Annotated in this window: 18 protein-coding genes; 10 read left to right on the top strand and 8 right to left on the bottom strand. The window is 30.8% G+C overall.

Translation table 11 applies throughout. The features are described from left to right. Positions 1–119 precede the first annotated feature (119 nt). Together P161_RS0101645 and P161_RS19285 are read left to right on the top strand one after the other, a co-directional pair. Entirely contained in the window at positions 120–569 is a 450-nt protein-coding gene (locus tag P161_RS0101645; protein WP_026775349.1) for a PA2169 family four-helix-bundle protein, read from the top strand. Between the two features lie 186 nt (positions 570–755). Continuing rightward, positions 756–917 carry a DUF1328 domain-containing protein gene (locus tag P161_RS19285; protein WP_026775348.1) on the top strand — a complete coding sequence of 54 codons (162 nt, stop codon included), beginning with the start codon at positions 756–758 and terminating at the stop codon, positions 915–917. A gap of 49 nt (positions 918–966) precedes the next feature. Here the strand turns inward: P161_RS19285 and P161_RS0101635 are convergent, their stop codons facing one another. The 6 genes from P161_RS0101635 to P161_RS0101610 all read right to left on the bottom strand — a co-directional run bounded on the left by P161_RS0101635 (position 967) and on the right by P161_RS0101610 (position 8,367). Continuing rightward, entirely contained in the window at positions 967–1,968 is a 1,002-nt protein-coding gene (locus tag P161_RS0101635; RefSeq protein ID WP_026775347.1) for an App1 family protein, read from the bottom strand. 257 nt (positions 1,969–2,225) lie between these two features. Next, positions 2,226–2,993, bottom strand: coding sequence for a DUF4240 domain-containing protein (locus P161_RS0101630; protein WP_197026317.1), 768 nt, complete (start codon positions 2,991–2,993; stop codon positions 2,226–2,228). A 305-nt stretch (positions 2,994–3,298) separates the two neighbouring features. Beyond that, positions 3,299–4,045 (bottom strand): hypothetical protein, encoded by a 747-nt coding sequence (locus P161_RS0101625; RefSeq protein WP_036841149.1) that lies wholly within the window; start codon positions 4,043–4,045, stop codon positions 3,299–3,301. Between the two features lie 235 nt (positions 4,046–4,280). Next, entirely contained in the window at positions 4,281–6,560 is a 2,280-nt protein-coding gene (locus P161_RS17885) for a sodium-translocating pyrophosphatase (protein ID WP_051605633.1), read from the bottom strand. Between the two features lie 117 nt (positions 6,561–6,677). Beyond that, entirely contained in the window at positions 6,678–7,205 is a 528-nt protein-coding gene (locus P161_RS0101615) for an inorganic diphosphatase (protein WP_026775344.1), read from the bottom strand. 178 nt (positions 7,206–7,383) lie between these two features. Further along, positions 7,384–8,367, bottom strand: coding sequence for a pyruvate dehydrogenase complex E1 component subunit beta (locus P161_RS0101610; RefSeq protein WP_026775343.1), 984 nt, complete (start codon positions 8,365–8,367; stop codon positions 7,384–7,386). A 213-nt stretch (positions 8,368–8,580) separates the two neighbouring features. Between P161_RS0101610 and P161_RS0101605 the strand changes: the two genes are divergently transcribed. The 8 genes from P161_RS0101605 (at position 8,581) to P161_RS19860 (ending at position 16,589) form a co-directional block, all read left to right on the top strand. Then, a complete protein-coding gene (locus P161_RS0101605) occupies positions 8,581–9,327 on the top strand; it encodes an electron transfer flavoprotein subunit beta/FixA family protein (protein ID WP_026775342.1) in 747 nt (248 codons plus the stop codon). Positions 9,328–9,494: 167 nt separating this feature from the next. Beyond that, positions 9,495–10,451 (top strand): electron transfer flavoprotein subunit alpha/FixB family protein, encoded by a 957-nt coding sequence (locus P161_RS0101600; RefSeq protein WP_026775341.1) that lies wholly within the window; start codon positions 9,495–9,497, stop codon positions 10,449–10,451. A 174-nt stretch (positions 10,452–10,625) separates the two neighbouring features. Further along, positions 10,626–11,237, top strand: a complete 612-nt coding sequence (locus P161_RS0101595; protein ID WP_026775340.1) for a bifunctional nuclease family protein — start codon at positions 10,626–10,628, stop codon at positions 11,235–11,237. 18 nt (positions 11,238–11,255) lie between these two features. Continuing rightward, entirely contained in the window at positions 11,256–12,653 is a 1,398-nt protein-coding gene (locus tag P161_RS0101590; RefSeq protein WP_026775339.1) for a NupC/NupG family nucleoside CNT transporter, read from the top strand. 85 nt (positions 12,654–12,738) lie between these two features. After that, on the top strand, positions 12,739–13,563 hold the full coding sequence (locus P161_RS0101585) for a thymidylate synthase (protein WP_026775338.1): 825 nt from the start codon (positions 12,739–12,741) through the stop codon (positions 13,561–13,563). 148 nt (positions 13,564–13,711) lie between these two features. Beyond that, positions 13,712–14,074 carry a hypothetical protein gene (locus P161_RS0101580; protein WP_026775337.1) on the top strand — a complete coding sequence of 121 codons (363 nt, stop codon included), beginning with the start codon at positions 13,712–13,714 and terminating at the stop codon, positions 14,072–14,074. Positions 14,075–14,080: 6 nt separating this feature from the next. After that, positions 14,081–15,694 (top strand): amidohydrolase, encoded by a 1,614-nt coding sequence (locus tag P161_RS0101575; RefSeq protein WP_026775336.1) that lies wholly within the window; start codon positions 14,081–14,083, stop codon positions 15,692–15,694. A gap of 67 nt (positions 15,695–15,761) precedes the next feature. Next, positions 15,762–16,589, top strand: coding sequence for an FKBP-type peptidyl-prolyl cis-trans isomerase (locus P161_RS19860; RefSeq protein WP_231494688.1), 828 nt, complete (start codon positions 15,762–15,764; stop codon positions 16,587–16,589). 51 nt (positions 16,590–16,640) lie between these two features. On the opposite strand, the gene trpA is transcribed toward P161_RS19860, so the two are convergent. Both trpA and trpB read right to left on the bottom strand, forming a co-directional pair. Then, positions 16,641–17,408 carry a tryptophan synthase subunit alpha gene (gene trpA, locus P161_RS0101565; protein WP_026775334.1) on the bottom strand — a complete coding sequence of 256 codons (768 nt, stop codon included), beginning with the start codon at positions 17,406–17,408 and terminating at the stop codon, positions 16,641–16,643. 59 nt (positions 17,409–17,467) lie between these two features. Next, positions 17,468–18,652, bottom strand: coding sequence for a tryptophan synthase subunit beta (gene trpB / locus P161_RS0101560; protein WP_026775333.1), 1,185 nt, complete (start codon positions 18,650–18,652; stop codon positions 17,468–17,470). Positions 18,653–18,703 lie beyond the last annotated feature (51 nt).

The raw sequence follows: 18,703 nt of genomic DNA, 5'->3' as shown, positions 1-18,703 counted from the left end.
ATCAATAAAAACCTGAGTATCTAAATACCTTTGTATTGAAAGAATAAGTTATGAAAAAAAGGATGTAATGCGTTTCACATCAATTAAAAAACAAACGCTCACTTAAAAAGAAAAAAATTATGAAGACATACTCAGAACAAGTTGGACAAAAATTAAATGATTTATTAGAAAAAACATATGATGCAGAAAAGGGCTTTAAAAAAGCAGCTGAAAATGTAGAAAACCAAGCTTTAAAAAAATATTTTAAAATAAAAGCTGAGGAAAGATATGATTTTGGACATGAATTAAAATCTGAAATTAGAGGATTTCATCAAGAAGTAGATAAAGGAGGAAGTGTAACAGGATCTGCACATAGAACTTGGATGGACATAAAAGCATTTTTATCTTTAGACAATGAAGAATCGATGTTAGAGGAATCTATTAGAGGAGAAAAAACGGCAATTAACGAATATCAAGAAATTATAAAGGATACAAGTTTGCCAACTACTACAAAAGAAATTTTAGTAGCTCAAAAAAATAAAATTGAAAACGGCTTGAAAAACATTAAATCTTTAGAGAGTATTCACTAAAGATTTTAGTTTGGTTGATTGGTAGAGGTTGTCTGAAAAGGCAACCTTTTTTTTACGATATATAGAATTTATTTGAGTTAATACTAAGTTTAATAGCGTTAAATAGAAGATTATGAGTTGTTTATATTTGTATAACAAGAAATAGTAACCAAACTATTTTACATACTAACCTTAAAAAAATAAATTATGTTACGTTGGACAATCATATTTGTAATTATTGCATTAATCGCTGGAGTTTTAGGATTCGGAGGAATTGCTGGAGCAGCTGCTGGAATCGCTAAAATTGTATTTTTTATATTTATAGTTTTATTTGTAATTTCTTTAATTACAGGAAGAAGAAAAGTATAAAAAAATCAACCTATAAAAACCTACCTAAATTTAAATTTAGGTAGGTTTTTTATGCAATAAAATTATGTTCTTTTGCGATTTTAATAGCTTCTTCACTTGAATCTACAATAAAAAATGGAACTTCTGTATAATTTTCAATAAGGTTTTTAATGCGTAAAATTCTTCTTTTACTTTTAACACTTCTTAAAAAAATAGCCTTTATTCTCTTTGGATGATTTTTAACAATTTCCATGTAAATATCAGCATCATGTTCACCTGCATCCCCAATTAAAATGAAAGGTAAATCTGGGTATGTTTTTAAAATATTGATGATTTCTTTTTGTTTTTGAGGTTTTTCATCCGTGTTTTTATGCATCATATTTTTCATTGTTCTTAGCAAAATGGCACCTTTTGGAAAGCTATTATTATGTAAAAAATATTCTAAATATCTATATAAATTCCATGGACTATGACTTACATAAAAAAAAGGATTTGCGTTTTTTCCTGATTTTCCTAAATGCAACAAACTATAAAATTCAGACGAACCCTTTAGTGCTTTTCTCTTAAATGGCGCTCTAAAAAAAGTGTTTATTAATAATTTCCATTTTAATTTAGAGATTACTCCTGTGTGTAAAATTGTGTCATCAATATCACTTACAACTCCAAATTCAGCATCTTTTGGGGGAATTAAAAGTTCTCCAGAAAATTTATTGTTATTGTTTATTTTTCTTCCTACATGTTCGTTTGTAAAAGAAACAGTAAAATGCAACCAACCTTCGCTATTTGCTAATTTACTTAAACCTTCAATTTTTGCATCAACCACAAAATAACCATTATCATTTGTTTTTGTTGTAATTGTAAAGCTGTTAGGAAAGGTAATTGTTAACGACGTGTTTTTAATTTCATCACTTTCAAAACGTTTCCAAGTATTTACAAGCAATCTAAAAAAATTATTACTTTCTAGGTTGATGTTTTCATCCTCTAAAGCTCTTCCTCTTGTATAAAAATGAGAATCCGTTCCATAACTTTGAAACACCATTATTTGCAAAGGATCATTTGTGAAAATTGACATTTTTTTATTTTAAAGGTAAATATATTGCATAAAAAAACCACATTTTAATGTGGTTTTTTAAACTTTATTTGGAATTTATTTTTGTGCTAAACTTATTTTTTAAGGTTGATGTATTTAGACTTACAGTTTTAAAAAAAATATTCTAATTAGCTTTAAAAATAGAGAGTAATCAAGTTTTTTTTATGATTTTAGAATGATTTAGTTGATTGAGGAGGTGGTTTTTATAGGTTATATTCGGATGTTAGCCACAGTTATTTTTATTCCATTCCGAATTTTGCGTATAAATTCGGAAATCTATTTTTCAATTCATTTTCATCTTCTTCCCATTCTTCTCCGGTAATTTCAAAATTTTCTTGAATTCCATTAGGCATATCATTTCCTGTCTTTTTTTCATAAATGTCAGTTGGAATATAACTTAAACCTTCCCAATCTCCATCGTTTGTTTGTTTGAGTTCAGAAAGTGTTTCAATATTCTGGACTGCACTTTCAAATATTGATTTGCCTTGTCCAATTAACCAACCTCTAAAATCAGAGAAACAATCATCAGAGCAACCTCCATTTATTATATAAGCAGCAGCCCAAAAATCCCAAGTATAGATTTCTCCTCTTAATGTTCTAAATTTATTGTCAAATTCTAAAACTTCTTTTGCGGTTAGTTTTAATAATTCTCTTTCAAGTAGAGATTGTTGTTTTTCATAATCTCCAGAACTTTCAGATTTTGTAGTCTCAATAATTTTCCAAAATTTTTCTGATTCCATAATTTCTTTAGAATCTTGAATTGATTCTGTAATTTCAGTATTTTGAAATTTGAAAAACTCTTTAAAACTTTTAGCAAAACCAAAATGATAAATTGCCATTGAATAGATAAAAATCATAACTAATAAAGGGATTTTATTCATAAAAGGTGTGTCTAAAGTTCCTAAACCAACTATTGCTCCTAGAAGTGCTAAAGAAAATAAAATTATCGAAACAATTTTCGCCCAATTCTTTCCTTTATAAACCATAATTAAAAGTCCGATTGTCAATGAAAACCTTATTAATTGTTGGATAAGTTTTTTTGACTCAATTTCTGGTCTCACAGAATGATAAAAATATATCGTATGAATTGAAACTAATAAAATACTTATTGAAATTAGTATTGTTCTTTTTTTTCCAATTTTAGTTAATTCGTTCATTTTTTGGTTTAATTGTGGCTAACGGTTTTGTGTATGATTTCGTTGCGTGTTTAAGCACTAAAGTTAGCAAATAAATCACAGATAGAAAGTCCGCGAGGACTTTCGTAAGTAGGCTATAACTAGCAATGAATTATACACGGTGTTACCAACTGGCTTTATATTTTATGTTCATATCCAATTTCGTTTAAATCAGATTTCAATTGTTCAAAATCTTCTAATTCAGGATTTAATTCGAGAACCAACTCTTTTGTTATTATAGTTCCTTTATAAACCTTTTCTACAAGTTCCAATTTAAGTTCGTTTTCTTCAAAATTTTCCTCGTAATATTCTTCCGCCCAATTTTTGTAAGTCAAAGGTTTTCCGTCTAATAATTGTAGTAAAACATTAGAACCATCTTTATATTCGTCTTTTGGTAAATCGACTTTTCCAATTTTCCAATTATTGTCGGTTTCAGTTTGCCAAATACAAAAAGTTGTTCCAATACTTTTTACAGGTTCTCCGAATATAAATTCATTAAATATTTTTGGTAAATCATCCACAACTCCTTTTGAAATTATTTGAGTTAATTCCGTTTTGGTTTCTTTTTTTGAACCAAATAGTTTTTCTACAAAAGATTTTTTTTCTTCAATTGGAATGTTTTCCCAACCATTCATTTCGCTTTCGTGAGCAAATCCGTTAATACAAGTTCCGTTTTTGCTAAAAACCATTAACATTTGGTCTCCTTGTCCGTTTCTCATTTCGCAAAACTCTTCTGTTTCACTCCAATCTTTTTGATAAGAATAATATCTGTATTCCCATTCAGGACAGATAATTGCTTCCAAAGCAGAAATGGATTTACAAATCTTTTGTAATTCATTCGGATTTGGCAGAAGATTTAGGTTTTCAGACGAAAGTTTGTTCATTAGCAGGATTTTTGTTCAGCTTGTTGGTAACTCTTTTTATAGTAACTTTTAGTACGCATATCCCGTAAAAACCAAATGATATCCTACGTTTTATGTTACAGTTACCCTGTAAAGATAACTTTTTTTATAACAATTTAAAAGTCAACGATTTGTTCTAAACATACTTTTAAAAATAAAAAAACCTATCAAGTGATCAACTCAATAGGTTTTGTTATAATTTAAAAAGTAAATTTTACTATTTTAAAGTAACTACTTTAGTTTTTGCGGCTAATGTATTGTCCACTTTTTTAGCATCAACTTTAATTTCTTTTTTAGTTTCTTTTGTTTTGGCAGTTTCTGAATCTGAATGTCCACCTAAAATTGGTGCAATTACCAAACCAATTAAACAAGTAAGTTTAATTAAAATGTTCATTGATGGACCAGAAGTATCCTTAAAAGGATCTCCAACAGTATCTCCAGTTACAGCAGCTTTATGTGCTTCAGAACCTTTAAAAGTCATCACACCATCAATTTCTACACCAGCTTCAAAAGATTTTTTTGCATTGTCCCAAGCTCCACCAGCATTGTTTTGAAAAATTGCCCAAAGTACACCAGAAACTGTAACACCAGCCATATAACCACCTAACATTTCTGCGATTGCTAAATTATCCATTCCAAAAATCATGGGTACAAAAGCAATAATTAATGGAAAACCGATTGTTAATAAACCAGGCAACATCATTTCTCTTAAAGATGCTTCTGTAGAAATTGCGACACATTTATCATATTCAGGTTTCCCTGTTCCTTCCATAATTCCAGGAATATCTCTAAATTGTCTTCTAACTTCTTGAACCATTTCCATGGCTGCTTTTCCAACAGCATTCATAGCTAAAGCAGAAAAAACTACAGGCACCATTCCACCAACAAATAACATCGCTAAAACTGGCGCTTTAAATATGTTAATTCCGTCAATACCTGTAAATGTTACATACGCAGCAAAAAGGGCTAAAGATGTTAACGCTGCAGAAGCAATTGCAAAACCTTTACCTGTTGCAGCAGTTGTGTTACCAACAGCATCTAAAATATCTGTACGTTCTCTAACAATTGGTTCTTGTTCGCTCATTTCTGCAATACCACCTGCATTATCTGCAATAGGTCCAAAAGCATCAATAGCTAATTGCATTGCAGTTGTTGCCATCATTGCAGAAGCAGCTAAAGCAACTCCGTAAAAACCTGCAAAAGCATAAGAAGCCCAAATGGCACCAGCAAATAATAAAACTGATGGAAATGTAGAAATCATACCTGTTGCTAAACCAGCAATAATATTAGTTCCTGCACCTGTTGATGATTGTTGTACGATTTTTAAGATAGGTGATTTTCCTAAACCTGTATAATATTCAGTTACCGAAGAAATTACGGCTCCAACTACTAAACCAACTAAAGTTGCATAAAAAACACGCATCGAAGAAATTTCTTGTAAACCTTCTCCAAAGAATTCCATTTGCATAGTTTCTGGCAACATCCAAGTTACCAAACCAAAACAAGCAGCAGCAACTAAACCAATAGAAACCCAGTTACCTGTATTTAAAGCGCCCATTACTTGAGGTTCTTTAGCGTTATTATCGCTAATTTTTACCAATATAGTTCCTATAATAGAAATGATAATTCCAACACCAGCAATTGCCATTGGCAATAAGATTGGACCAATTCCGCCAAAAGCATCATTTATAGAACCACCCATATCTTTTATAATATAGTTTCCTAAAACCATAGCTGCTAAAACTGTTGCTACATAAGAACCGAATAAATCTGCACCCATTCCTGCAACATCACCAACATTATCACCCACATTATCTGCAATGGTTGCAGGATTTCTTGGGTCATCTTCTGGAATACCAGCTTCTACTTTACCCACTAAATCTGCACCAACGTCTGCTGCTTTTGTGTAGATTCCTCCACCAACTCTAGCAAATAATGCAATAGATTCTGCTCCTAAAGAAAAACCAGCTAAAGTTTCTAAAACGATGGTCATATCCATAGTGTTTGTCCAAACACCATCCATAAAAAAGTGAAAGAAAAAGATAAAAAATGCAGTTAACCCTAAAACAGCCAAACCAGCTACTCCAAGACCCATTACAGTTCCACCTCCAAAAGATACTTTTAAAGCATTTGGTAAACTTGTTTTGGCAGCTTGTGTAGTTCTAACATTTGTTTTTGTAGCAATTTTCATTCCTATATTTCCTGCAAACGCAGAAAAAACTGCTCCAAAAATAAAAGCGATTACAATTAGCCAGTGAGTTGTTGGTACTATAAAAGATACAGCTGCTAAAGCAACACTTACAATTACTACAAAGATTGCGAGTAATTTGTATTCTGCACTTAAAAATGCGAGAGCACCTTCATAAATATAATCTGAAATTTCTTTCATTTTACCATCTCCTGCATCTTGTTTCATTACCCAAGATTTCTTAACCCACATATAGATTAAGCCTAAAACTGCCATTGCAATTGGCATGTAAATCATCATTGATTCCATAAATATTATTAATTTGATTAGTTTAAAACGGATGCTAAAGTATGAAAATCAGAATAAAAAAAAACCTCTTAAAAGGTTTAATTTTAAGAGGTTGATAAAATAGTGTTGTAAAATTTATTAAATCTTGAATTTATCAGCTTTTTTATAATCACTTTCTTGGTATCTTTTTACAGATTTATGAAATATACTAATCGCTTCTTCTGCATCTCCCCAACCACCAACATCAACTTTTTTCTTTTCTAAATCTTTATATACTTTAAAAAAGTGTTCAATTTCTTTTAATCGATGAGGATTTAAATCAGAAATATCATTGTTGTTGCTCCAAATAGGATCAGAAACAGGTACACAAATAATTTTTTCATCTGGTCCTTTTTCATCAGTCATGTGGAAAACTCCAATTGGTTTTACTTCGCTTACACACATTGGGAACGTTGGTTCATGACCTAATACTAAAACATCTAAAGGATCATCATCTAAAGCTAAAGTTTCAGGAATAAAACCATAATCTCCAGGGTACATCATAGAAGAAAATAACATTCTATCAAAACGAATTTTGTGTAAATCAAAGTCGTATTCGTATTTGTTTCTACTTCCTTTAGGTATTTCTATTAAAACATCAAAAGTTATTTCTTTTTTATCGCTCATAATTAATATTTATATTTTTTATAGGATGGCAAAAATACTGAATTATTGAGTTTATAAAAGAATAATTTACGCAAAGGTTTTCGACTTTTGCATAATTAAGAAGTTAAATCTCGTTGAAAACACAAAATCCTTTTTGAAAGGAATCAAAAAGGATTTTAATATGATAAAAAATATGATGTTAACTTTTAATGTACATCACCTCTTTTACAGCTTTTACAACATCACTTGCATTTGGAATCCATTTCTCAAATAATACAGGAGAATATGGAGCAGGAGTGTCTGCAGTGTTTATTCTTTTTATAGGTGCATCTAAATAATCGAATGCTTCCTCTTGAATTCTATAGGTAATTTCTGTAGAAACATTTCCAAAAGGCCAAGCTTCTTCTAAAATTACCAATCTATTAGTTTTCTTGACAGATTTTAAAATAGCATCATGATCCATTGGTCTTACCGTTCTTAAATCGATAATTTCAATAGAAATACCTTCTTTTTCTAACTCTTCTGCAGCTTTGTATGCTTCTTTAATAATTTTTCCAAAAGAAACTACAGTAACATCTGTACCTTCTCTTTTAATATCTGCAACTCCAATAGGGATAATGTATTCTCCTTCAGGAATTTCCATTTTATCACCATACATTTGTTCAGATTCCATAAAAATAACAGGATCATCATCTCTAATGGCAGCTTTTAATAAACCTTTTGCATCATAAGGATTAGAGGGTACAATTACCTTTAAACCTGGAGTATTTGCAAACCAGTTTTCAAAAGCTTGCGAGTGTGTTGCTCCTAATTGACCAGCAGAAGCTGTTGGCCCTCTAAAAACAATTGGACAATTAAACTGACCACCAGACATTTGTCTTATTTTTGCTGCGTTGTTTATAATTTGGTCAATACCAACTAAAGAGAAGTTAAAGGTCATATATTCTACGATTGGTCTATTACCATTCATAGCAGAACCAATAGCAATACCTGCAAAACCTAATTCAGCAATAGGAGTATCAATAACTCTTTTTTCGCCAAATTCATCTAACATTCCTTTGCTGGCTTTATAAGCTCCATTATATTCTGCAACTTCTTCACCCATTAAATATATGGACTCATCTCTGCGCATTTCTTCGCTCATTGCTTCGCAAATTGCTTCTCTGAATTGAACTGTTTTCATCTAAATTTTGTTGTAAATAATATTGGTTAGCAAAAGTAAGGAAATATTTATCATTTTTTTGCCTACAAATTTACAAACTATCATAATTTAAAGATAATTATTACTCAATCGTTTTCGCTAATTGTTAAATAAATTAAAAAATACTATGCACGCATAGTATTTTTTTAAAAAAAGATGTAACTTTGTCATCAATAAAGCTTAAAAAACAGAATTATGAAAATATTAGTTTGTATTAGTCATGTGCCTGATACCACTTCAAAAATTAATTTTACAGAAAACGATACAAAGTTTGATACCAATGGAGTTCAGTTTGTAATAAATCCTTACGACGAATTTAGTCTTACAAGAGCTATGTGGTTTAAGGAAAAACAAGGAGCAACTGTAACTGTTGTAAATGTTGGAAATGCTACAACAGAACCAACTTTGCGTAAAGCTTTAGCTATTGGTGCAGATGATGCAATTCGTGTAAATATGGAAGCAGTAGATGGTTTGTCTGTTGCAAAACAATTAGCAGAAGTTGTTAAAAACGGCGGTTATGATTTGGTTTTAGCAGGTAGAGAATCTATAGACTATAATGGTGCAATGGTTCCTGGAATGCTAGCTTCTTTAGTAGATTTTAACTTTGTAAATGGTTGTGTAGGTATAGAGGTTGATGGAACTGCTGTAAGTGCTATTAGAGAAATTGATGGTGGAAACGAAACTTTAAGTACTTCTTTGCCATTAGTAATTGGAGGTCAAAAAGGAATTGTAGAAGAAAAGGATTTACGTATTCCTAACATGCGTGGAATTATGATGGCTCGTAAAAAACCATTAAATGTTGTTGAACCTGTTGCTTCAGAAAACGCAACATCAATAACATCTTTTGAAAAACCAGCGCCAAAAGGAACCGTTAAGTTAATAGATGCAGACAATGTAGATGAGTTAATTGACTTGCTACATAATGAAGCAAAAGTAATTTAAAAGTGTGTAACTGTTTAAGCGTTTTGTTGTGTAATTGTTTAAGTTACAAACCAAGAATTAAACGTTTAAAGAATTCAATAAAATAAAAATAATGTAAAATTGTTTAAAAGTAAAATTGTGTAAACAGTTCAACAATTAAACAGTTCAACAATTAAACAATATAAAATATGTCAGTTTTAGTTTTTGCAGATTCCACAGAAGGGAAATTTAAGAAAAGTGCTTTTGAAGTAGTTTCTTACGGAAAAAAAGTAGCAGAACAACTAGGGAGTAACGTAGTTGTTTTAACCATAAACGCAAATAGTACAGAAGAATTATACACCTATGGAGCAGAAAAAGTTGTTTCTGTAACTAATGATTCTTTATCAATCTTTAATGCAAAGGAATATGCTTCAGTTTTAAAGCAAGTTGCAGATGCAGAAGGTTCATCAGTAGTAATTTTAGGTTCTAGTATCGATGTTTTGCATGTTGCACCTTTATTAGCAGTTTCTTTAGATGCTGGTTATGCAAGTAATGTTGTGGCTTTACCAAGTTCAACAAGTCCTTTTACAGTAAAAAGAAAAGCATTTTCTAACAAAGGATTTAGCAATACTGTAATTTCTACGGATAAAAAAATAATAGGAGTCGCTAAAAATTCTTACGGAGTTCATGAAAATCCAGTTTCTGGAACTACAGAAACTTTTGAAGCTTCTATTGCAGATTCTGGCGTAAAATCAGAAAAAATAGACAAAATTACAGGACAAGTAACAATTGCAGATGCAGAAGTTGTTGTTTCTGCTGGTAGAGGTTTAAAAGGACCAGAAAACTGGGGAATGATAGAAGAGTTAGCAGATGTTTTAGGAGCTGCAACTGCATGTTCTAAACCAGTTTCAGATTTAGGTTGGAGACCTCATGGAGAGCATGTTGGGCAAACAGGAAAACCAGTTGCCTCTAATTTATATATTGCTATCGGAATTTCTGGAGCAATTCAGCATTTAGCAGGTATTAACGCAAGTAAAGTAAAAGTAGTTATTAACACAGACCCAGAAGCACCTTTCTTTAAGGCTGCAGATTATGGTATTGTAGGTGATGCTTTTGAAGTTGTACCAAAATTAATAGACAAGCTAAAAGCTTTTAAACAAGCTTAATTCAAATTCAAATATAGTTTTTAAACGAAAACCTATTGGTGTCATCACTAATAGGTTTTTTCTTTTTGATAAAAACTCATAAAATAAAGGTTTTCAATCTATTATTTTTATTAAATTGTGCCTTCTAAAAAAGTATAGTAAAAGATGCTTTTTTTATATTTTGTAGAATGATATATGAGTTTAATAAAACTAACTATTAAGGGAATTTCTTACAGTCAAACACAAAGTGGGGCATATGCACTAGTTTTGAGTGAAATGGAAGGAACAAGAACTTTACCTATTATTATTGGAGCTTTCGAAGCACAATCTATTGCTATTGCTTTAGAGGCTGAAATTAGACCTCCAAGACCGTTAACACACGATTTATTCAAAACATTTTCCGATACTTTTGATATCAAAATTAAAGAAGTAATTATCCATAAATTAGTAGATGGAGTTTTCTTTTCTAGTTTGGTTTGCGAAAGAGAAGGAGTGGAAGAGGTTTTAGATACTAGAACATCTGATGCCATAGCAATTGCAGTTCGTTTTACTGCACCCATTTATACGTATGAAAATATTTTAGATAAAGCTGGCATTTATTTAAAGATTGAAGAAGAAATGGCCTTGGAGAATAAATTTGATACCAAAGAAGTTTCATCAGAAATAGAAAAAAAACCTCAAGAAGACACTAGTAATTTTGCAAGTCTTCCATTAAAAGAATTACACAAACAATTAGATGAAGCAGTGGGTAATGAAAATTATGAATTGGCTGCAAAAATAAGAGACGAAATAAGTAAACGTTCTTAAAATTATACTTTTTATATTATGAAAAAAATACTTTTAGTCATTTTTTGTCTTTTATCACTTTCAATTTTTTCTCAAAGTACAGATGCAGTTGTAGCAGAAATTATACCAAGTCAAGGATTTTCTTTTAATAGCTTATGGAGAGGAGTTTTAGGAATGTTTGCTTTGTTAGTGATTGCTTTTCTTTTTAGTAACAATAAAAAAGCGATCGATTGGAAAAAAGTAGGCATTGGTTTAGCATTGCAATTAATTATTGCAATAGGTGTTTTAAAAATAACTTTTATTCAAAAAATATTTGAATTTATTGGAGGAATTTTCATTGAAATTTTAGAATACACCAAAGCAGGAAGTGAGTTTTTATTTGCAGGAATGGTTGGTGATATGAATAAGTTCGGATATATTTTTGCTTTCCAGGTTTTACCAACTATCATTTTCTTTTCAGCATTAACATCTTTGCTTTTTTACCTAGGAATCATTCAAAAAATAGTAAAATTATTAGCGATTGGTTTGTCTAAGTTTCTAGGAATTTCAGGAATGGAAAGTTTATCTGTTGCAGGAAATATTTTTCTTGGTCAAACTGAAGCACCGTTATTAATTAAAGCGTATTTAGAAAAAATGAATAAATCTGAAATGCTTTTAGTAATGATTGGTGGAATGGCAACTGTTGCAGGTGCTGTTTTAGCTGCTTATATCGGCTTTTTAGGTGGTGGAGATAAAGAATTAGAATTGGTTTTTGCAAAACATTTGTTAGCAGCATCTGTTATGGCAGCTCCTGGAGCCATTGTAATTTCTAAAATGTTGTATCCACAAACAGAGGAAGTAAATACAGATGTAACAGTTTCTCAAGAAAAAATAGGTTCAAATGTATTAGATGCCATTGCAAACGGAACCACTGAAGGTTTACGTTTGGCTGTAAATGTTGGTGCTATGTTGTTGGTTTTTGTGGCTGTAATTGCCATGATTAATGGAATTTTAGGTTGGGTAGGAGATATTACAACTCTCAATGGTTGGATGGCTGCAAATACACCTTACGAATCATTTTCATTAGAAGCAATTTTGGGTTATATTTTTGCTCCATTAATGTGGTTAATAGGTGTAGCTGTTGAAGATATGGCTTTAATGGGACAATTGTTAGGAATTAAACTTGCAGCTAGTGAATTTGTGGGTTATATACAATTAGCAGAACTAAAAAATATGGCAAGTGTAACACACTTAACATTTAATAAATCCGTAATAATGGCAACCTATATGTTATGTGGTTTTGCAAATTTTGCTTCTATTGGAATTCAAATTGGTGGCATTGGTTCTTTAGCTCCTGGCCAACGTAAAACATTATCAGAGTTTGGAATGAAAGCCTTAATTGGGGGTACAATAGCTTCTTTAATGTCTGCAACAATTGCTGGGATGATTATAGGTTAAAAAAAGGTGTATTTGTTTAATCGTTTAATTGTTTAAACGTTTTAACAATTACACAAATAAACAATTAAACGTTTACACAACAGGAATGAAACAATATCACGATCTAGTAAAACACGTTTTAGAAAACGGAAACGAAAAAGGAGACAGAACAGGTACAGGCACAAAAAGTGTTTTTGGGTATCAAATGCGATTTGATTTAAGAGAAGGTTTCCCTATGGTAACCACAAAAAAGTTGCATTTAAAATCGATAATTTACGAATTGCTTTGGTTTATAAAAGGCGATACAAACATCAATTATTTAAAAGAGAATGGTGTAAAAATATGGAATTCTTGGGCAGATGAAAAAGGAGATTTAGGTCCTGTGTATGGGCATCAATGGAGAAATTGGAATAGTGATGAAGTAGATCAATTAAAAGAAGTAATTGATACTTTAAAGAAAAATCCAAATTCTAGAAGAATGTTAATTTCTGCTTGGAATCCTTCTGTCTTGCCAGATACCAATATTTCTTTTTCAGAAAATGTTGCCAATGGAAAAGCAGCTTTACCTCCTTGTCATGCATTTTTTCAATTTTATGTTGCTGATGGAAAATTATCTTGTCAATTGTATCAAAGAAGCGCAGATATATTTTTAGGAGTTCCTTTTAATATTGCTTCTTATGCGTTATTTACGATGATGATTGCTCAGGTTTGTGGTTACGAAGCAGGCGAATTTATCCATACTTTTGGAGATGCGCATATTTATAACAACCATGTTGATCAGTTAGAATTGCAATTATCTAGAGATATTAGACCATTGCCAAAAATGAAAATAAATCCAGCAATCAAAGATATTGAAGATTTTACTTTTGAAGACTTTGAGTTGTTGGATTACAATCCTCATCCGCATATAAAAGGAGCAGTTGCAGTTTAAATTTTAGATAATATTTCAAAAGAGCGTTTGTTGTATAAGTATCAAATGATACAAATCTATTTTTAAGTAGAATTTTTTTAAACCTAAAGAAATTTGAATTTTTTTTAGCTATTTGCCTTTTATCATATTTTATAAATAAAAATCACAAATGGAAAATTTAGTGCTAATTTTAAAAATTGTTTATGGAGCCTTTTTCTGTTTTGCAGGAATTATGCATTTAATAAAACCTGATTTTTTTAAACATTTTATTCCTAATATTTTTCCAAAATTGCTTGTAAATTATTTTATTGGGTTTATAGAGTTTTTCTTAGGTTTAGGCTTGTTTTTTGATAAATACATTGAAATTTCCGCTGTTAGTATAATAATCTTACTTATATTGTTGTTACCAATTCATATTTGGGATGTAACAAAAGAAAGGCCAGCAATAGGCTCCAAAAAAATCGCTGTTGTTAGAATTCCTTTTCAGTTTTTACTCATTTATGGTATGTACATTATTTATATAAACTCCTAAATTATTATGAAAAGTAAGATATTTATATTTATTTTTTCAATCTTTTTAGTATCCTGTGCTAAGGAAGAAGTAGATCTAATTGTTTTTAACGCTAATACATATACAGTTAATGAACTGTTTGAAGTTGTAGAAGCTTTTGCAGTAAAAGACGGGAAATTTGTTGCCATTGGTACTAATGAAGAAATTCAAAATCAGTTTAAAGCCAAAGACACAATTAATGCAAAAGAACAGACAATAATGCCTGGTTTTATTGATGCACATTGTCATTTTTATAGAATGGGCTTGCAACAGCAAAAAGTATCTTTAGAAGGTACAAAAAGTTACCAAGAAGTTTTAGATAAGTTGGTTGCTTTTCAAAAAGAGAAAAACGTTCAATTTATTACAGGTCGTGGTTGGGACCAAAATGACTGGGAAATTAAAGAGTTTCCAACAAAAGAAAAATTAGATGTTCTTTTTCCTAAGATTCCTGTTGCTATTCGCAGAGTAGATGGCCATGCTTTACTAGTAAATCAAGCTGCTATAGATTTAGCCGGAATTACAAAAGACACTAAAGTTTCTGGTGGAGAAATTATTTTAAAAAATGGACAAATAACTGGTGTCTTAATTGATGCAGCTATGAATTTTATAAAAATTCCTGAACCTACTAAACAAGAAGCAATTCAAGGATTATTAGATGCTCAAGAAATTTGTTTTTCTTATGGTTTAACAACGGTTGATGACGCTGGTTTAGATAGAAATACCATAGAGTTAATTGACGAATTGCAACAGCAAAATTCTTTAAAAATGCGAATTTATGCAATGGTGTCTGGAGATAAGCAAGAACAAATTGATTATTACATTAACAAAGGAATTACAAAAACAGATCGCTTAAATGTGCGCTCTTTTAAAGTTTATGGAGATGGAGCTTTGGGATCTAGAGGTGCTGCAATGCGTAAACCTTATTCAGATAGAGAAAACCATTTTGGAGCTTTAATTTATCCTCCAGAAAGATACCAAGAAATTGCAAAACAGATTGTGGCTTCAGAGTTTCAAATGAATACACATGCTATTGGAGACTCAACAAATACTTGGTTACTAAAAACTTATAAAGATGTTTTGAAAGATGAGGAAGATAGACGTTGGAGAATTGAACACGCTCAAATTGTGTCTTCTAAAGATTTTCAAGATTTTAATAACATAATGCCTTCTGTACAACCCACACATGCAACTTCAGATATGTATTGGGCACAAGAAAGAATTGGTAGAGATAGAATGAGAGGTGCTTATGCTTACAGAAATTTATTAAATAGATATGGAAAAATTGCCTTAGGAACAGATTTTCCTGTGGAAGAAGTAAACCCATTTTTAACTTTTTTCTCAGCTACTTTTAGAAGAGATTTAGAGGGTTATCCTGAGTATGGTTTTCAGATGGAAAACAAATTATCGAGAGAAGAAACTTTAAGAGGAATGACTATTTGGGCCGCTTTTTCTAATTTTGAAGAAGATGAAAAAGGCTCTATTGAAGTTGGTAAATTTGCAGATTTTATAATCTTAGATCAAGATATTATGAAAATCTACGGAAATGAAATTCCTAAAACGAAAGTAGTTGCAACGTATTTAAATGGAGAAAAGGTTTATTAATATTTATAAGATAAAAAAATCACTAAACATCTATATACCAAATACTAAAAAACATAAAAAACTTACAATGAAATCATACGCATATCTTTTTTTATCATTAATTCTTTTTACATCGTGTTTAAATGATGATGATACTATCGAACTCCAAACTGAGGCTGATATTATAAAATATATAAATGATAATAACTTAAATGGTATAAAAACTGATTCTGGTTTATATTATGTAATTAATGAGGAAGGAACAGGTAATACTCCAAAAGATGATTCTGTGGTTAATATCGATTACAAAATATCTTTTTTAGACGGAAGTTCTTTGGGGCAAAGCGAGTCAGAAATAATTGAATTGAGACAAATAATTCCAGGTTTAAGAGAAGGAATCAAGCTTTTTAAACAAGGAGGAGAAGGGATTATATTAATACCATATGAACTCGCTTACGGTTTGTCTGGTAATAATACTGGCACAATACCTGGAGGAAAAGTTTTAGTTTTTGAAATAAAAGTAAACGTAGCAGATTACCTTTTAGAGAACGAAGCTGCTATTTTAAATTATCTTGATACCAATAATTTAATTGCTACAAAAACAGATTCTGGCTTATATTATGTTGTTAATAATGAAGGAACAGGAGCTAACCCAACAAGTAATTCTAATGTAACAGTTGCTTACAAAGGATACTTTTTAGATGGAACTGTATTTGATGAAAGCGATGCTGATGGAATATCTTTCAATTTAAACCAAGTAATTCCAGGTTGGACAGAAGGAATAACCTATTTTAAGGAGGGTGGAGATGGTATTTTGTTAATTCCGTATAATTTAGGTTATGGCGTTTATGGAAATAATACCATACCAAGAGTATCTGTTTTAATTTTTGATGTCAACTTGAAAAGTATTAATTGATAGAATTTTAGCATAAAAAAAAAAGCGAAACTATTAGGTTTCGCTTTTTTTTTATGCTAAAATTGGTTTGATAAATTCATCTATTTTATCAACACCATTTTTTCCTATATCTTTTATAAAAGCAGAACCAATAATAGCTCCATTTGCGAATTTACAAGCCGTGTTAAAAGTAGCTTTATCAGAAATTCCAAAACCAATAATTAATTTACTTTGTAAGTTCATTGCTTTTATTCTTTCAAAATAGGCAATTTGCTGACTAGAAATTTCTCCTTTTGCACCTGTAATGGAAGAGGATGCAACCACATAAATAAAAGCTTTTGTATACATATCTATTTTTTTAATTCTTTCTTCTGATGTATGAGGTGTAATTAAAAACACGTTTGTTAAACCATATGTATCAAACAATTGTTGATAATGATTTTCAAACTCTACCATTGGCAAATCAGGAATTATCAAAGTGTCAATACCACATTCTACTACTTTTTCACAAAATTTAGCTTCACCATATTTTAGCATTTGGTTCAAATATCCCATTAAAACTAAAGGTGTTTTATTCGTTGATTTAATCGTCATCAACTGTTCAAAAACAATATCTAAATTGATACCATTTTCTAAGGCTTTTTGACTGCTAGCTTGAATTGTTGGGCCATCTGCTAAAGGATCAGAATAAGGCAAACCCACTTCAATAAAATCTACGTTACTTTTTTCTAATTGATGAATAACTTTAGTGGTATCGTCTAACTTTGGATACCCACATGTAAAATATATTGATAAAAGATTTTTATCTTTTTCTTGAAATAATTGTTGAATCGAATTCATAATTTTTATGTAAAAAAGACCTGACAGGTTTTTAAAACCTGTCAGGTCTGTGTTTTTTATTATTCCTTTAAATATTTAATAAAAGTATCTAAATCTTTATCTCCTCTTCCAGATAAATTAATCACAACAACTTGATCTTTCTTAAACTCAATTTTAGATAAAATAGCTAAAGCATGGGCAGTTTCTAATGCAGGAATAATTCCCTCTAATTTTGATAACTCAAAACCTGCATCCAAAGCTTCTTGATCTGTTGCACTCATAAATTTTGCTCTTTTACTTTCGTATAAATACGCATGTAAAGGACCAACTCCAGGATAATCTAACCCAGCTGAGATAGAATAAGGTTCTACAATTTGTCCATATTCATCTTGCATTAAAATAGTTTTAGAACCGTGAATAATCCCAACTTCTCCTAATTGAGAAGTTGCAGCACTTTCGCCAGAATTTACACCTAAACCAGCAGCTTCAACCGCAATTAATTCTACAGATTCATCCTCCATATAATGATAAAAAGCACCAGCAGCATTACTTCCTCCACCAACACACGCAATAATTGTATCAGGATTTTCTTTCCCTGTTTTTTCTTTTAACTGCCATTTCATCTCTTCAGAAATAATAGCTTGCAGACGTGCAACCATATCTGGATGTGGATGTGGTCCAACTACAGAACCAATTAAATAAAACGTTTCAGGATTCTGAATCCAATATCTGATGGCTTCATTCGTAGCATCTTTTAGCGTTTTAGAACCAGAAGTTGCAGGCACAACTTTTGCACCTAGCATTTTCATTCTGGCAACGTTTGGTGCTTGACGAACAATATCTTTTTCACCCATAAAAACAGTACAATCTAAACCCATTAAAGCGCAAACTGTAGCAGTTGCAACTCCATGTTGACCAGCACCTGTTTCTGCAATAATTTTTGTTTTGCCTAGCTTTTTAGCGATCAAAATTTGCCCAACTGTATTGTTCACTTTATGAGCTCCTGTATGACAAAGATCTTCACGTTTTAAATAAATATAAGCACCATGTTTTTCTGATAAACTTTTAGCCAAATACAAAGGTGTTGGTCTTCCAACAAAATCTTTTAATAATGCTTTGTATTCAGTTTGAAACTCCTCAGATTCTATGATTTGAACATAATTATCTTCTAATTCTTTTACATTCGGGTACAACAATTCTGGAATGAATGCGCCTCCAAATTGGCCAAAATATCCGTTTTTATCTGGTTGAAATTTTGATTTCATATCTTTTTATCTAGTGTAATCGTTTATTTGTGTAATCGTGTAATTGTTGCC

The organism is Polaribacter sp. Hel_I_88, assembly GCF_000687935.1.
Lineage (GTDB): Bacteria > Bacteroidota > Bacteroidia > Flavobacteriales > Flavobacteriaceae > Polaribacter.
The sequence above is the reverse complement of the archived record's forward strand: the minus strand, read 5'-3'. Positions and strand labels throughout refer to the sequence as shown.

Excerpts from the sequence above, each read along its gene's own strand:
- P161_RS17885 (WP_051605633.1), bottom strand. The coding sequence starts at position 6,560 with ATGGAATCAATGATGATTTACATGCCAATTGCAATGGCAGTTTTAGGC.
- P161_RS0101580 (WP_026775337.1), top strand. The coding sequence starts at position 13,712 with ATGGAAAATTTAGTGCTAATTTTAAAAATTGTTTATGGAGCCTTTTTC.
- P161_RS0101615 (WP_026775344.1), bottom strand. The coding sequence starts at position 7,205 with ATGAGCGATAAAAAAGAAATAACTTTTGATGTTTTAATAGAAATACCT.
- P161_RS0101625 (WP_036841149.1), bottom strand. The coding sequence starts at position 4,045 with ATGAACAAACTTTCGTCTGAAAACCTAAATCTTCTGCCAAATCCGAAT.
- P161_RS19860 (WP_231494688.1), top strand. The coding sequence starts at position 15,762 with ATGAAATCATACGCATATCTTTTTTTATCATTAATTCTTTTTACATCG.
- P161_RS0101585 (WP_026775338.1), top strand. The coding sequence starts at position 12,739 with ATGAAACAATATCACGATCTAGTAAAACACGTTTTAGAAAACGGAAAC.
- P161_RS19285 (WP_026775348.1), top strand. The coding sequence starts at position 756 with ATGTTACGTTGGACAATCATATTTGTAATTATTGCATTAATCGCTGGA.
- P161_RS0101590 (WP_026775339.1), top strand. The coding sequence starts at position 11,256 with ATGAAAAAAATACTTTTAGTCATTTTTTGTCTTTTATCACTTTCAATT.
- P161_RS0101600 (WP_026775341.1), top strand. The coding sequence starts at position 9,495 with ATGTCAGTTTTAGTTTTTGCAGATTCCACAGAAGGGAAATTTAAGAAA.
- P161_RS0101575 (WP_026775336.1), top strand. The coding sequence starts at position 14,081 with ATGAAAAGTAAGATATTTATATTTATTTTTTCAATCTTTTTAGTATCC.
- P161_RS0101595 (WP_026775340.1), top strand. The coding sequence starts at position 10,626 with ATGAGTTTAATAAAACTAACTATTAAGGGAATTTCTTACAGTCAAACA.
- P161_RS0101635 (WP_026775347.1), bottom strand. The coding sequence starts at position 1,968 with ATGTCAATTTTCACAAATGATCCTTTGCAAATAATGGTGTTTCAAAGT.
- trpB (WP_026775333.1), bottom strand. The coding sequence starts at position 18,652 with ATGAAATCAAAATTTCAACCAGATAAAAACGGATATTTTGGCCAATTT.
- P161_RS0101610 (WP_026775343.1), bottom strand. The coding sequence starts at position 8,367 with ATGAAAACAGTTCAATTCAGAGAAGCAATTTGCGAAGCAATGAGCGAA.
- trpA (WP_026775334.1), bottom strand. The coding sequence starts at position 17,408 with ATGAATTCGATTCAACAATTATTTCAAGAAAAAGATAAAAATCTTTTA.
- P161_RS0101605 (WP_026775342.1), top strand. The coding sequence starts at position 8,581 with ATGAAAATATTAGTTTGTATTAGTCATGTGCCTGATACCACTTCAAAA.
- P161_RS0101645 (WP_026775349.1), top strand. The coding sequence starts at position 120 with ATGAAGACATACTCAGAACAAGTTGGACAAAAATTAAATGATTTATTA.